Raw genomic sequence first — 14,408 nt, 5'->3', positions numbered from 1 at the left:
ATACGGCGGCCGGGCGCGGGCCGCCTCAGTGCCGGTGCAGGTGAGCGGTCGCCGTCTCGCGCAGCGACGCGATCGCGGCCTCCGGGTCGTCCGCGCCGAAGACCGCGGAGCCCGCGACGAAGGTGTCGGCTCCCGCCTCCGCTGCGATCTCGATCGTGCCGGGAGCGATCCCGCCGTCGACCTGGAGCCAGACGTCGAGCCCGGTGCGGTCCACCACGTTCCGGAGGGTGCGCAGCTTGGGCATCGTCTCCTCCATGAAGGACTGACCCCCGAAGCCGGGCTCGACCGTCATCACGAGGACCTGGTCGAACTCGAGCAGGAGGTCGAGGTAGTCGTCCACCATCGTGCCCGGCTTGAGCGCGATCCCCGCCCGCGAGCCGATCTCGCGCAGGCGCCGCGCCAGGGCCACGGCGTCGCGCGCGGCCTCGGCGTGGAAGGTCACGGAGAAGGCGCCGGTCTCGGCGTAGTCGGGGGCCCACCGGTCGGGGTCCTCGATCATCAGGTGCAGGTCGAGCGGCCGGGGCGAGACGTCCTGGAGGCGCTGGACCATGGTCAGCCCGAAGGTGAGGTTCGGCACGAAGTGGTTGTCCATCACGTCGACGTGCACGAGGTCGGCTCCGGCGATGCGCTGCAGCTCGGCCTCGAAGTTCACGAAGTCGGCGGAGAGGATGCTGGGGTTGATCCGTGCGGGCATGCCTCCAGCCTAGATCGGAGCGTCCTCCGCGTCCGCCCGGCCGAGCGCGTTCCCGCTCCGGAGGGTTCAGGCGTCTCCGGACGCCGCCTCGAGGGGCCGGCGGCGGAGGAGCTGCACGAACATGGCGTCGGTGCCGTGCCGGTGCGGCCAGAGCTGCACGTGGAGGGTGCCCTCCGGCAGCGGGAGCGGGTCCGCCGTCAGCGCGCGCAACACGGCCGGCGTGTCGACGAGCTCGAGCTCGTGCCGCTCCTGCGCGAGGGCGAGCACGCGCCGGGTCTCGCCGAGGTGCGGCGAGCAGGTCACGTAGGCCAGCAGGCCGTCGGGAGCGAGAGCCCTCACCGCGGAGTCGAGCAGCTCGCCCTGGAGGGCGGCCAGCGGCTCCACGTCGGCCGCGGACTTGCGCCAGCGCGCCTCGGGCCGACGCCGCAGCGCACCGAGACCGGTGCACGGCGCGTCGAGGAGGATGCGGTCGAACGATCCCGGCTGCTCGTCGCCCAGGTCGCGCCCGTCGCCGGTGCGCACCTCGACCGACGGATCGACGGCGGCCAGCGCCTGCCGCACCAGGCCCGCGCGGCCCGGAACCACCTCGTTGGCGAGCAGCGCCGCCCCTCCTGCGCGCGCCTCCGCCGCGAGCAGCGCCGCCTTGCCGCCGGGTCCCGCGCACAGGTCGAGCCAGCGCTCGCCCGGGCGGACCGGCCGTGCTCGGGAGAGCGCCAGAGCGGCGAGCTGGGAGCCCTCGTCCTGCACGCGCACGCGGCCCTCGTGCACCGCGGGGAACGCCTCCGGGTCGCCGCCGGTGCTGGTCATGCCGACCGGCGAGAACCGGTCGGATTCGGCGTCGGCGATCTCGCTGGGAGACGCCAGGCCCGGCAGAGCCACCAGGTTCACCCGCGGAGCCGCGTTGTCGGCGGCGAGCAGCGCGTCGAGCTCGTCGGCCGCCCCCTCCGCCGCCAGCGCCCGTCGCAGGGCGCGCACGATCCACACGGGGTGGGAGCTCAGCGCGGCGATCCGGTCGTCCCCGGAGACCGCGGCCGCGGAGACCCGCTCGCGCCACTCGCCGGCGCTCGAGCGCGAGACCGCGCGCAGCACGGCGTTGGCGAAGGCCACCGCTTCCCGCGAGGAGCCGGCCGCGACGAGCGCGACGCTCTCGTTCACCGCGGCGTGCGGGGCCACGCGGGTCGCGAGCAGCTGGTGCACGCCCAGGCGCAGCGCGTCGAGCACGGGCGCATCGATGCTCTCGACGGACCGGCCGGCCGCGAGGGCGATCACGCGGTCGTAGTAGCCGGACATCCGCAGAGTGCCGTAGCAGAGCTCGGTGGCCAGTCCCGCGTCGGCGGGCGAGAGGCCGGCGGCGCTGATCCGCGCGGGCAGGACCAGGTTGGCGTAGGCGTCCGACCCGCTCACCGCGAGCAGGACGTCGTAGGCGACCCGGCGGGCGGGAGCGGCCTCGCGACGGGCGCTCATGCGAGCACCGTGCTCTCGCGCAGGCCGCGGGCCCAGGCGGCGCCGGCCATCGGGGTCCTGCCGGCGGGCTGGACGGTGACCAGCTCGACCGCTCCGTCCGCGGTGCCGACGAGGGCGCGCCCCGAGTCGAGGCGGACGACGCCGGGAGCGAGGTCCCCCTCGGCCGCGCGGACCGCGAGCACCTTGAGGCGCGCGTTCCCCACCGCGGTCGAGGCTCCGGGCTCGGGAGTCGTTCCGCGCACGAGCGCGAGGACCCGCGCGGTCGGGAGGCTCCAGTCGATCCGGCCGTCGGCGGCGTCGAGCTTGGGAGCGGGGGTCGCCTCTCCGGCCTGCGGAGTCGCGACGGCCGTGCCCTCCTCCAGCGCGCCGACCACGCCGAGGGTGAGGCCGGCGCCGCTCGCGGCCAGCTCCGTCAGCAGCTCGCCCGCGGTGTGCTCCCCCGCGTCGACGGCGAGCTCGGCGTACACGTCACCGGCGTCGAGCTCGGCGACCAGCTGGAAGACGCTCGCGCCGATACGCGTGTCGCCCGCCATCAGCGCCCGCTGGACGGGAGCCGCCCCGCGCCAGCGCGGCAGCAGGGAGAAGTGCAGGTTGATCCAGCCCAGGCGCGGCACCGCCAGCAGGCGCTGCCGGACGAGGCCGCCGTAGGCCACGATCACGCCGAGGTCGGGGGCGAGCTCCGCGATCCGGTCGGTCACGTCCTCGTCGAGGCGGTTCGCCCGGATCACCGGGATCCCCAGCTCCTCGGCCACGACGGCGACCGGCGAGGGGGTGAGCACGCGCTTGCGTCCCACCGGGGCGTCCTCCCGGGTGACCACGGCCACGACCTCGTGCGCGGAGGCGGCGAGGTCGCGGAGGGTCGGAACGGCGGCGGCGGGCGTGCCGGCGAAGACGAGGCGCACGGGGGTCTCCTGGGGAGTCAGAGGATGTCGGGGTCGTCGAGACGGACCCGGAGCCGGGGGGCCGGCCGGAAGCGGCCGGGCGTGGTCGGCGGGCGACGACGGCGCGTGGCGTTGCGGATCACGGCGGAGCGGAGGCGCGCGGCCACATCCGCACCGCGAGCGTAGTCGAACCGGACGATCGCCCGGACGGAGCCGTCCTCGAGCCCGACAGGACCGAGGACCTCGTGCCGGTCGTCCTCGTCGAGCGCGTCGAGCGCCTCCTCCACCGCGTGCGCGTCGCCGCTCACCGTGGCCAGGCGCACCGCGGGCGGGAAGCGCAGAGCGCGCCGCTCCTGGAGCTCGGCCCGGAGGTACTCGGCCTGCCGCCAGGTCGCCAGGGCGGTCGCGAGCCGGCCGCCGACCCCGACCAGGAGGACCGGCGCGCCCGGGCGGGCCAGCGCCGCGGCGTTCGACCAGGTGCGGAGCGCGTCGTCGGCGACCCGCAGGCTCTCGCGGGCCAGCATCCGCTCGCCGTCCAGCAGCAGGACGGCGTGGTAGCCGCCGTCGGCCCGCGGCTCCGCCCCGCGCGTGGCCACGACGAGCGCGGGCTCGTCGGGGAGGGTGAGCACGGGGCGCTGCCCGTCGGCGACGATCACCTTGGCACCCGGGAAGGCGCGTCCGAGCTCCTCCGCGGTGCGGCCCGCGCCGAGGGAGACGAGGCGCAGAGCCGTCGCCTCGCAGACGGAGCAGGTCCAGTCGGCCGCGATCAGGCCGCACCAGCCGCAGCTCGGCCGCCCGCCCTCGGAGTGCACGCCGAGCGGACCCTGGCAGCGGTTGCAGCGTGCGACGGTCCGGCAGCGGGCGCAGGCGACCACCGGCGCGTAGCCGGGTCGCGCGACCTGGACGAGCACGGGACCGGAGTCGAGGGCCTTCCGCGCCTCCCGCCAGGCGGAGGAGGGGATGCGCGCTGCCGCGTCGTGCTCGTCGGCCGCCCACTGCTGGGCGGTCGGCACGACGTGCGGGCGGCGGCTCGGCCGCGGCTCCACCTCGGTCGCGAAGCCGATCTCGACGAGCCGCTCGACCTCGACCGTGCGCGTGTTGCCGAGCAGGACGAGGCCGGCGCCGCTCTGCTCCTGCCGCACCAGGGCGACGTCGCGGGCGTGCGCGTAGGGCGCGAGCGGCTCGGCGAAGAGCGGATCGCCGTCGTCCCAGAGCGCGATCAGGCCGAGGGCGGAGGAGGGCGCGTAGAGGACGGAGCGGTTGCCGACGACGACCCGCGGCCCGGGATCGAGGCAGCGGACGAAGGCGGAGTAGCGCTCGGCGCCCTTCTGCCGCGCATCGAGGCGCACCACCGCCTCCGCGGGGACGAGGGCGGCGAGAGCGAGCTCCAGCTGCTCCTGGTCGCGGTAGTCGGGGACCGCCAGGATCGCGTCGCGGCCCGCGGCGAGCGTGTCCCGGGCGAGCTCGGCGAGCGTGACGGCCCAGCCGCCGACCCACGCGCCCGACTCGAGCCTCACGGGAGCCGGCACGGCGCCGACCGCCAGCCGGGCCCCTTCGGCGAGTCCCGCGAAGGAGGCGTCGGGGTAGCCCGTCACGCCGCCCGCCTCGACCGCCTGCGCCGCAGGAGCGGGACCCGCGGCGAGTCGCGCCTTCTCGACGCGGACGTGGCGGCGCGGCACGGCCAGGCGCAGCACGTCGCTCGCGCCTCCGGAGGCGCGGTCGGCCACCCGGCGGGCGAGGGCCCAGACCTCCGGGGTCAGCACGACGAGCGGCGAGACCAGCTCCTCGATGCCGCTGAGCGCTCCGGCGTGCTCGGTCCCCTCCCCCGTCTCGACGACGAACGCGTCGGCGATCCGGCCTCCGGTCCGCAACGGCACCCGCACGCGCACGCCGGGGACCACCTCGCCGCGCAGCGCCTCCGGCACCGCGTAGTCCAGGAGCCGGTCGAGCTGCGGGAGGGGCGAGTCCAGGAGCACGCGCGCGACGGCTCCGCTCGTCGCCATCGCCGCCGCGCCCGCTACGAGAGGCCCGCGGCGGAGCGCAGGTCGTCGACCCGGTCGAGGCGCTCCCAGGTGAAGTCGGGGAGCTCCCGGCCGAAGTGGCCGTAGGCCGCGGTCTGCGCGTAGATCGGGCGGAGCAGGTCGAGTGCGTGGATGATCGCGGCCGGGCGCAGGTCGAAGACCGAGCGGATCGCCTCGGTGATCGTCTCGTCGGAGACGGTGCCGGTGCCGAAGGTCTCGACGTAGAGGCCGACCGGGGCCGCCTTGCCGATGGCGTAGGCGACCTGCACCTCCAGCCGCGAGGCGAGCCCCGCGGCGACCGCGTTCTTGGCGACCCACCGCATGGCGTAGGCGGCCGAGCGGTCCACCTTCGACGGGTCCTTGCCCGAGAACGCGCCGCCGCCGTGGCGGGACGCTCCGCCGTAGGTGTCGACGATGATCTTGCGGCCGGTGAGCCCGGCGTCGCCCTGAGGGCCGCCGATCTCGAAGCGGCCCGTCGGGTTGATCAGCAGGCGCACGGCGGAGGAGTCGAGGTCGACCGTCTCGAGGACGGGGCGGATGACGTGCGCCGCGATGTCCGCGTGGATCGTCTCGGTGCTGACGTGCTCTGCGTGCTGGGTGGACAGGACGACGGTGTCGATGGTGGACGGCGTCGTGCCGTCGTAGCCGATGGTGACCTGGGTCTTGCCGTCGGGTCGGAGGTAGTCGAGCTCGCCCGACTTGCGGACGGCGGCCAGGCGCTCGGCGAGGCGGTGCGAGAGCCAGCTCGGCAGCGGCATGTACTCGGGGGTCTCGTCGGTCGCGAAGCCGAACATCAGGCCCTGGTCGCCCGCGCCCTGGCGGTCGAAGGCGTCCTCGCCCGCCTCGGAGGAGCGGACCTCGAGCGCCGTGTCGACGCCCGCCGCGATCTCGGGCGACTGCTGGCCGATCGAGACCGAGACGCCGCAGGAGCGGCCGTCGAAGCCCTTCTCCGAGGAGTCGTAGCCGATCTCGACGATCGTGTCGCGCACGATCTTGGGGATCTCGACGTAGCCGCTCGTGGAGACCTCGCCCGCGACGTGCACGAGCCCCGTCGTGACCAGCGTCTCGACGGCGACCCGGCTGTGCGGGTCCTCGCGGAGCAGGGCGTCGAGGATGCGGTCCGAGATCTGGTCGCAGATCTTGTCCGGGTGGCCCTCGGTGACGGACTCGGAGGTGAACAGGCGGAGGGGACCGGAGGTCATGCTTCTCTTCTCGTCCCGGCTCGTGCGGACCGGGGTCGTTCGTACCGGGAGTGGCCTGGCGGGCGCGATGCCGGGCGGCAGGCGATCGGCGCCTGGGCGGGCGGACCGGCGGGGCTAGCGCACGACCGCGTCGAGGACGCGATCGGCCACCTCCGCCTTGCTGCCCGAGGCCTCGCCAACTATATCGCCGGCCCGATCGAGGACCACGACGGCGTTGCTGTCGCTCTGGAAACCCTCGGCCCAGCCCACCCTGTTGAGGACGAGCAGGTCGCAGCCCTTCCGGGCGATCTTGGCGCGGCCGAGGGCGAGCATCGCGTCCCGGTCCGGCTCGGTCTCCGCGGCGAAGCCGACGACGATCTGCCCCTCCCGCCGGGAGGCGGAGATCTCGGCGAGGACGTCCGGGTTCTTGACGAGCTCGAGGACGAGACGGTCGCCCTGCTGCTCCTTCTTGATCTTCGCGTCGGCGACCGCGGCGGGCCGGTAGTCGGCGACGGCCGCGGCCATGATCACGACGTCCGCGCCGGGGGCCGCGGCGAGGGCGGCCTCGCGCAGCTCGAGCGCGGTGCCCACCGGGAGGACCGTGACGCCCTCCGGCGCCGGCACGTCGAGGTTCGCGGCGAGGAGGGTGACCTCCGCGCCCCGGGCCGCAGCGGCCAGCGCGAGCGCGACGCCCTGCCTGCCGCTGGAGCGGTTGCCGACGAAGCGCACCGGGTCGAGGGGCTCGCGGGTGCCGCCGGCGGTCACGAGGACGCGCACGCCCGCGAGGTCGCGGCGGGCGGAGGCGGAGCGGGCGTGGACGGCGAGGGCCTCCGCCACGATCGTCTCGGGCTCCTCCATGCGGCCGGGGCCCGAGTCGGCGCCGGTGAGGCGGCCGACCGCGGGTCCGACGACGTGCACGCCGCGGGAGCGGAGCACCGCCGTGTTCGCGACGGTGGCGGCGTTCGCCCACATCTCGGTGTGCATCGCGGGGGCGACCACGAGCGGGGCGGTGCTCGCGAGCACCGTGTTGCCGAGCAGGTCGTCGGCAAGGCCGGCGGCGAGTTTGGCGAGCGTGTGCGCCGTCGCGGGCGCGATCACGATGAGGTCGGCGGCCTGGCCGATGGCCACGTGCCGGACCTCGGCGACGCCCTCGTAGAGCTCGGTGTGCACCGGGTTCCGCGAGATGGCCTCGAGGGTGGGCTTCCCGACGAAGCGCAGCGCGGCCTCGGTCGCGACGACGTGCACGTCGTGCCCCGCGAGGACCAGCGCGCGGACGACTCCGACGGCCTTGTACGCGGCGATGCCGCCGGTGATGCCGACGACGACGTTGAGCCGTCGGCCGGCCTCGAGAGAGGAGCCCACCCGGAGGGGACTACTCGGCGAGGGGCTTGGCGACGAGCTTGTCCTCGTTGATCTCGTGCAGTGCGACCGAGAGGGGCTTGTCGTCGATGGTGGAGTCGACCAGCGGGCCGACGTTGTCGAACAGGCTGCCCTCGTGGAGGTCGGCGTAGTAGTCGTTGATCTGGCGGGCGCGCTTGGAGGCGAAGATCACCAGCGCGTACTTGGAGTCGACCTTCGAGAGGAGCTCGTCGATGGGCGGGTCGATGATGCCGAGGTTGTTGGCCATGGATGTCTCCTTGCAGGCGCATCAGCGCCGATCTGCGGCTCCGGAGCAACACGGCGCGCGGGCTCCGAGGGGCGTGTGCCCGGTGGGACCCGGGGCGTCGGCCCGGAGGTGGTCGGTGGCCCGGTGTCAGCGGCCCGGGTCAGCGGGCGCGCCGTCGGCACGAGGCGACATCAATTCTACGACCTCGCGGGCCGCTTCGGGCACGGTGCTGTTGACGACGGCGAAATCGAACTCGTCCTGCGCGGCCAGCTCCACCTTCGCGGTGGCCAGACGGCGCTCCTGCTCCTCCGCGCTCTCGGTGCCGCGGCCGACCAGCCGGCGGACCAGCTCGTCCCAGCTCGGCGGCAGGAGGAAGACCAGCCGCGCGTCCGGCATCCGCTCGCGCACCTGGCGGGCACCCTGGATGTCGATCTCGAGCATCACCTGCCGGCCCTGCTCCAGCGCGGCGTCGATGGGGCCGCGGGGCGTGCCGTAGCGGTGAGCGTTGTGGACGACGGCGTACTCGAGGAACTCCCCCGCCGCGACCATCCGGTCGAACTCGGCGTCGTCGACGAAGTAGTAGCTGACGCCGTCCACCTCGCCCGGACGCGGTGCCCGGGTGGTGGCCGAGACCGAGAGCAGGACGTCCGGGTAATTCTCGCGGATGTAGGTCGACACGGTGCCCTTGCCGACCGCGGTCGGACCGGCGAGGACGAGCAGGCGGTTGCGGCCGGGGCGGCGCTGCCGCGACTCCCGCTCCTCGAGGAACGACGCCAGGCCCTCGACCTGGCGCCGGCCGAGCCCGCCGAGGCGCTTCGACTCGGCGATCCGCAGCTGGTCCATCACCCGGGGCGTCTTCACCACGCCGAGTGCGGGCACGGCGCGGAGCAGCTCGCTGACGCGCATCCGCCCCTCGACTCCGAGCGGCTCGGCCTGGGCCGCCGCGAGCACGGCGGTCGCGGGGCGGCGTCCGGCGGCGACGGCCTTCTTGACGGCGGCGCGGGCACGGCGCGCCGCGATCGCGGCCTCGGAGGCGGCGCGCCGGTCGACCTCGGGCGGCGAGGGACGGCGCACGGCCTCCGGGCGCGAGGAGGCGCCGGGATCGGGGCTGACGGTTTCAGCGGACAAGGGTCTCCTGGATGTCGGTCGCGCGGCGGGTGATCTCGGCCGCGATCCCCGAGGGGCCGGCGCCGAGCACGCTGCGCGACTCGCTGACGATGGTGGCGGCGCTCAGCGCGCCGAACAGCCGCTGCGCGTCCGCGACAGCTGCGCCCTGGTGGCCGAAGCCGGGCGCGAGCACCGGAAGTGCGGGGTGCAGCGGCTCGTCGATGCCGATGCCGAAGTCGCCCAGGGCGACAGTGGCGCCGAGCACCACGCCGACCGAGCCGATCGACGCGCGAGCGTGAGCGTCGTTCCAGGATGCCACGTCCGCCACGACCGCGCGTGCCACGGTGGATCCCGCCCGGCCGCCGTCCTGCACGAGGGCGCGCTGCACGGGGCGGGCCTCGGGGTTGGAGGTGGCTGCGAGGACGAACACGCCCTTGCCCGCCTCCTCGGCGAGGGTCAGCATCCCCTCGAGGGAGCCGAGCCCCTGGTAGGCCGCCGCGGTCATGGCGTCCGCCTCGAGCGGCGAGCCGGGCCGGAGCCACGCCTCGGCGTAGGCGGCGACGCTCGTGCCGATGTCGCCGCGCTTGACGTCGGCGATCACCAGCAGTCCGGCCTCGCGGGCGTCGGCGAGCACGCGCTCGAGCGCGGCGTAGCCCGCCGAGCCGTGCCGCTCGAAGAACGCGATCTGCGGCTTCACCACGCCCGCACGGCCGGCCGCCGCCTCGACGACCGTTCGGCCGAAGCTCTCGAGCCCGGCCGCGTCGTCGGCGAGGCCCCACGCGTCGAGCAGGTACGCGTGCGGGTCGATCCCGACGCAGAGCCGGCCGTGCGCGGCGAACGCCGCCTCGAGGCGCGAGCCGAAGGAGGCGGTGCCCGCCGCGCCGCCGCTCACGCGGTGCGCTCCGCGCGGCGCAGGGCGTAGTCCTGCAGGCTCGTCACCTCGAAGGGCTCGTTCGCCGCGTCGAGCGAGGCGACCGCCGCCGCGAGCTGGGCGATCGTGGTGAACAGCGGCTTGTCCGCGGCGACCGCGGCGGCGCGGATCTCGTAGCCGTCGGCGCGGGTCGCTCCTCCGCTGGGCGTGTTGATCACCACGTCGACCTCGTCGCGGGCGATCAGCTCGACGATGGAGGGCGCGTCGCCCTCGGCGGTCTCGCTGTACTTGCGGACCACGCGGGCCTGGATCCCGTTGCGGTTCAGCACCTCGGCCGTGCCCTCGGTCGCGAGGATGTCGAAGCCGAGCTGACGCAGGCGCAGCGCGGGCAGGACGATCGAGCGCTTGTCGCGGTCGGCGACCGAGATGAAGACGGTCCCGCTCGCCGGCATGCCGCCGTACGCGGCGTCCTGGCTCTTCGCGAAGGCGCGCGGGAAGTCGCGGTCGATCCCCATGACCTCGCCAGTGGAGCGCATCTCGGGCCCGAGCAGCGAGTCGACGATCTGGCCCTCCTTGGTGCGGAAGCGCTTGAACGGCAGGACCGCCTCCTTCACCGCGATGGGAGAGTCCATCGGGACGTCGGAGCCGTCGCGCTCGGGCAGCAGGCCCTCGGCCTTCAGCGCGGCGATGGTCTCGCCCACCATCAGGCGCGACGCGGCCTTCGCGAGCGGGATGCCCAGCGCCTTCGACACGAACGGCACGGTGCGCGAGGCCCGGGGGTTCGCCTCGAGCACGTAGAGCACGCCCTGGCCGATCGCGAACTGGACGTTCAGCAGTCCTCGGACGCCGACGCCCTGCGCGATCGCGAGGGTCGCCTCCCGCACCTGGTCGATCTGGCGGCGGCCGAGCGTCACCGGCGGGAGCGTGCACGCCGAGTCGCCGGAGTGGATGCCGGCCTCCTCGATGTGCTCCATCACTCCTCCGATGTAGAGCTGCTCGCCGTCGAAGAGCGCGTCGACGTCGATCTCGATCGCGTCGTCGAGGAAGCGGTCCACCAGCAGCGGGTGCGCCTCGTCGATGATCCCCTCGCCGGCCATCCGCTCGAAGTAGTCCTCGAGCTGGGGCGTGCCGTAGACGATCTCCATGCCGCGCCCGCCGAGGACGAACGACGGACGGACGAGGACCGGGTAGCCGATCTCCACCGCGACCTCGCGGGCGCCGTCGAGGTCGGTCGCGGTGCCGTTGCGCGGAGCGAGAAGTCCCGCCTCGTCGAGGATCCGCGAGAACGCGCCGCGCTCCTCCGCGAGGTCGATGTTCGCGGGGGTGGTGCCGAGGATGGGCACGCCGGCCGCCTCGAGGCCCGCGGCGAGCCCGAGCGCCGTCTGGCCGCCCAGCTGCACGACGACGCCGACGAGCTCGCCGGACTGCGACTCCGCGTGGATGACCTCGAGCACGTCCTCGAGAGTCAGCGGCTCGAAGTAGAGGCGGTCCGAGGTGTCGTAGTCGGTCGAGACCGTCTCGGGGTTGCAGTTGATCATGATCGTCTCGAAGCCCGCGTCCGAGAGCGCGAACGAGGCGTGCACGCAGGAGTAGTCGAACTCGACCCCCTGGCCGATGCGGTTGGGGCCGGAGCCCAGGATGACGACCTTGCGGCGGTCGGCGGCGACGACCTCCGTCTCCTCGTCGTACGAGGAGTAGTGGTACGGCGTGAGCGCCGGGAACTCGCCCGCGCAGGTGTCGACGGTCTTGTAGACCGGGCGCACGTCCAGCGCGTAGCGGGTGCGGCGGACCTCCGCCTCGTCGAGCCCGCGGAGCTCGGCGATCTGCGCGTCCGAGAAGCCGTGGTCCTTCGCCAGGCGGAGGAGTCCGGCGTCGAGGCCGTCGTGCTCGCGCACCAGGTCGGCGATCTCGTTGATCAGCACGATCTGGTCGAGGAACCAGGGGTCGATCTTCGTGGACTCGAACGCCTGCTCGACCGTGGCTCCCAGGCGCAGCGCCTGCTGCACGGTGACGATGCGGCCGTCGGTCGGGGTCCTCGCGATCTCGAGGAGCTCCTCGACCGAGCGCTCCTGCGCGCCCCAGTGGAACGACGAGCCGCGCTTCTCGAGCGAGCGGAGCGCCTTCTGCAGCGCCTGCGCGTAGTTGCGGCCGATCGCCATCGCCTCGCCCACCGACTTCATGGTCGTGGTCAGCGTCTTGTCGGCGGCCGGGAACTTCTCGAACGCGAACCGCGGGACCTTCACGACCACGTAGTCCAGCGTCGGCTCGAAGCTCGCCGGCGTCACCTTGGTGATGTCGTTCGGGATCTCGTCCAGGCGGTAGCCGATGGCGAGCTTCGCGGCGATCTTGGCGATCGGGAAGCCGGTCGCCTTGGAGGCGAGGGCGGAGGAGCGGGAGACGCGCGGGTTCATCTCGATCACGATGATCCGGCCGTCCGCCGGGTCGATCGCGAACTGGATGTTGCAGCCGCCGGTGTCCACGCCCACGTCGCGGATGATCCGGATGCCGATGTCGCGCAGCTTCTGGTACTCGCGGTCGGTGAGGGTCAGCGCCGGTGCGACGGTGATCGAGTCGCCCGTGTGCACGCCGACGGGGTCGACGTTCTCGATCGAGCAGACGACGACCGTGTTGTCGGCCGTGTCGCGCATGAGCTCGAGCTCGTACTCCTTCCAGCCGAGGATCGACTCCTCCAGGAGCACCTCGGTGGTGGGGCTCTGGTGCAGGCCGTCGCCGACCATCCGCACCAGCTCCTCGCGGGTGTAGGCGAAGCCGGAGCCCAGGCCGCCCATGGTGAACGACGGGCGGATGACGAGGGGATAGCCCAGGTCCTCGGCGTACTCGATCGCCTCGTCGACGGTGTGCGCGATGTAGGACTTCGCGACGTCGGCGCCCGCGTCCAGCACCAGCTGCTTGAAGATCTGCCGGTCCTCGCCGCGGTTGATCGCCTCGAAGCTCGCGCCGATGAGCTCGACGCCGTACTTCTCGAGGATCCCGAGGTCGTGCAGCTGGATGGCCGCGTTCAGTGCCGTCTGCCCGCCGAGGGTCGGCAGGATCGCGTCCGGCTTCTCCTTGGCGATGATCGCCTCGATCGCCTTGGGCGTGATCGGCTCCACGTAGGTGGCGTCGGCGAAGTCGGGATCGGTCATGATCGTCGCCGGGTTGGAGTTGACGAGGATCACGCGCACCCCCTCGGCGCGCAGCACGCGGCAGGCCTGGGTGCCGGAGTAGTCGAACTCGACGGCCTGTCCGATGACGATCGGGCCGGAGCCGATGACCAGGACGCTCTGGATGTCTTCCCTGCGCGGCATTACTTCTGCTCTCCGATGCTGCTGGTCGTGGGGATGTCGGTGGGCTCCGAGGCCCCGCGTCCGGCCGTGCGCTGCACGACCATCTCGCGGAAGCGGTCGAAGAGGTGGTTGGAGTCGTGCGGGCCGGCCGCCGCCTCCGGGTGGTACTGCACCGAGAAGGCGGGGATGTCGAGGCAGCGCAGGCCCTCCACGACCGAGTCGTTGAGGGAGTAGTGGCTGACCTCGACGCGGCCGAAGCCCTCGGGCGAGTCCAGCTCGCCCTCGATCGGCGCGTCCACGGCGAACCCGTGGTTCTGCGAGGTGATCTCCACGCGGCCGGTGAGCTTGTCGAGCACGGGCTGGTTGATCCCGCGGTGGCCGAACGGGAGCTTGTAGGTGCCGAAGCCGAGAGCGCGCCCCAGCAGCTGGTTGCCGAAGCAGATGCCGAAGAACGGCAGGTCGGCGCGCAGGGTGGTGCGCAGCAGCTCGACGTGGCGGTCCGAGGCCTCGGGGTCGCCGGGGCCGTTGGAGAAGAAGAGCGCGGACGGGTCGAGCGCGAGCACCTGCTCGGCGGTCACCGACTCGGGCAGCACGTGGACGTCGAAGCCGCGCTCCGCGAGGTAGTTGACCGTCGAGGTCTTCACCCCCAGGTCGATGACCGCGACCGAGCCGACGCGCTCGCCGCGGGCGGGCACCGTGTACTGCTCGTCGGTCGAGACCGAGGAGGAGAGGTTGAGCCCCTGCATCTGCCGGCCGCCGAGGACCAGCGCGAGCTGCACCTCCTCGGGGAGGGCGAGGTCCTCGCCGGAGAACACGCCGGCGCGCATCGAGCCGGCCGAGCGGATGTGGCGGGTGATCGCCCGGGTGTCGACGCCGGAGATCCCGACGATGCCGTCGGTCTCCAGGTCGTCGCCGAGGGAGCGCTGCGCGCGGAAGTTGGAGACGACGCGGGAGGGGTCGCGGACGACGTAGCCGGCGACCCAGATGCGGCGCGACTCCATGTCCTCGTCGTTGGTCCCGGTGTTGCCGATGTGGGGCGCGGTCTGCACGACGATCTGGCCGGCGTAGCTCGGGTCGGTCAGCGTCTCCTGGTAGCCGGTCATGCCGGTGGCGAAGACGATCTCGCCCAGGGTGCGGCCTCGGGCGCCGTAGGCCTGTCCCCGGAATCGTCGTCCGTCCTCGAGGACGAGGACGGCGGTGGGTTCGGTGCTGAGGCGTGTCGTTGGCACGGACTAGGAGCCCTTCTGGGTCGTGTCGGGGCCGCCGTCGGCGGCTCCGGGGTGGGAGGGGGAGGAA

General features: G+C 73.7%; 11 protein-coding genes. All 11 read right to left on the bottom strand.

Going from position 1 to position 14,408, the window contains the following annotated elements; all coding sequences use genetic code 11:
• Nucleotides 1-25 precede the first annotated feature (25 nt).
• Nucleotides 26-694, bottom strand: coding sequence for a ribulose-phosphate 3-epimerase (rpe, locus tag C5D09_RS03495; protein ID WP_104268624.1), 669 nt, complete (start codon nt 692-694; stop codon nt 26-28).
• Between the two features lie 66 nt (nt 695-760).
• Nucleotides 761-2,158 carry an RsmB/NOP family class I SAM-dependent RNA methyltransferase gene (locus C5D09_RS03490; protein WP_104268623.1) on the bottom strand — a complete coding sequence of 466 codons (1,398 nt, stop codon included), beginning with the start codon at nt 2,156-2,158 and terminating at the stop codon, nt 761-763.
• The gene (locus tag C5D09_RS03485; protein ID WP_104268622.1) at nt 2,155-3,060 is read right to left on the bottom strand and encodes a methionyl-tRNA formyltransferase; all 906 of its coding nucleotides are present in this window, start codon (nt 3,058-3,060) and stop codon (nt 2,155-2,157) included. Before C5D09_RS03485 ends, C5D09_RS03490 begins: the two co-directional genes overlap by 4 nt.
• 17 nt (nt 3,061-3,077) lie before the next feature.
• Nucleotides 3,078-5,042, bottom strand: a complete 1,965-nt coding sequence (locus tag C5D09_RS03480) for a hypothetical protein (RefSeq protein WP_104260720.1) — start codon at nt 5,040-5,042, stop codon at nt 3,078-3,080.
• Between the two features lie 14 nt (nt 5,043-5,056).
• Complete coding sequence (gene metK, locus C5D09_RS03475) at nt 5,057-6,262, bottom strand: methionine adenosyltransferase (RefSeq protein ID WP_104221839.1); 1,206 nt, start codon at nt 6,260-6,262, stop codon at nt 5,057-5,059.
• 114 nt (nt 6,263-6,376) lie between these two features.
• Complete coding sequence (coaBC, locus tag C5D09_RS03470; protein ID WP_104268621.1) at nt 6,377-7,603, bottom strand: bifunctional phosphopantothenoylcysteine decarboxylase/phosphopantothenate--cysteine ligase CoaBC; 1,227 nt, start codon at nt 7,601-7,603, stop codon at nt 6,377-6,379.
• A 10-nt stretch (nt 7,604-7,613) separates the two neighbouring features.
• Entirely contained in the window at nt 7,614-7,868 is a 255-nt protein-coding gene (gene rpoZ / locus C5D09_RS03465) for a DNA-directed RNA polymerase subunit omega (protein ID WP_104221835.1), read from the bottom strand.
• 126 nt (nt 7,869-7,994) lie between these two features.
• A complete protein-coding gene (gene gmk / locus C5D09_RS03460) occupies nt 7,995-8,921 on the bottom strand; it encodes a guanylate kinase (protein ID WP_104354723.1) in 927 nt (308 codons plus the stop codon).
• A 43-nt stretch (nt 8,922-8,964) separates the two neighbouring features.
• The gene (gene pyrF, locus C5D09_RS03455; protein WP_104268620.1) at nt 8,965-9,846 is read right to left on the bottom strand and encodes an orotidine-5'-phosphate decarboxylase; all 882 of its coding nucleotides are present in this window, start codon (nt 9,844-9,846) and stop codon (nt 8,965-8,967) included.
• Nucleotides 9,843-13,133, bottom strand: a complete 3,291-nt coding sequence (carB, locus tag C5D09_RS03450) for a carbamoyl-phosphate synthase large subunit (protein WP_104221829.1) — start codon at nt 13,131-13,133, stop codon at nt 9,843-9,845. The genes pyrF and carB overlap by 4 nt, the downstream gene beginning before the upstream one ends.
• On the bottom strand, nt 13,133-14,341 hold the full coding sequence (gene carA, locus C5D09_RS03445; protein WP_104268619.1) for a glutamine-hydrolyzing carbamoyl-phosphate synthase small subunit: 1,209 nt from the start codon (nt 14,339-14,341) through the stop codon (nt 13,133-13,135). Before carA ends, carB begins: the two co-directional genes overlap by 1 nt.
• Nucleotides 14,342-14,408: the final 67 nt, after the last annotated feature.

The organism is Rathayibacter sp. AY1C9, from assembly GCF_002932315.1.
Classification (GTDB): Bacteria; Actinomycetota; Actinomycetes; order Actinomycetales; family Microbacteriaceae; genus Rathayibacter.
The sequence above is the reverse complement of the archived record's forward strand: the minus strand, read 5'-3'. Positions and strand labels throughout refer to the sequence as shown.

Excerpts from the sequence above, each read along its gene's own strand:
- rpoZ (WP_104221835.1), bottom strand. The coding sequence starts at position 7,868 with ATGGCCAACAACCTCGGCATCATCGACCCGCCCATCGACGAGCTCCTC.
- carB (WP_104221829.1), bottom strand. The coding sequence starts at position 13,133 with ATGCCGCGCAGGGAAGACATCCAGAGCGTCCTGGTCATCGGCTCCGGC.
- C5D09_RS03480 (WP_104260720.1), bottom strand. The coding sequence starts at position 5,042 with ATGGCGACGAGCGGAGCCGTCGCGCGCGTGCTCCTGGACTCGCCCCTC.
- metK (WP_104221839.1), bottom strand. The coding sequence starts at position 6,262 with ATGACCTCCGGTCCCCTCCGCCTGTTCACCTCCGAGTCCGTCACCGAG.
- C5D09_RS03490 (WP_104268623.1), bottom strand. The coding sequence starts at position 2,158 with ATGAGCGCCCGTCGCGAGGCCGCTCCCGCCCGCCGGGTCGCCTACGAC.
- rpe (WP_104268624.1), bottom strand. The coding sequence starts at position 694 with ATGCCCGCACGGATCAACCCCAGCATCCTCTCCGCCGACTTCGTGAAC.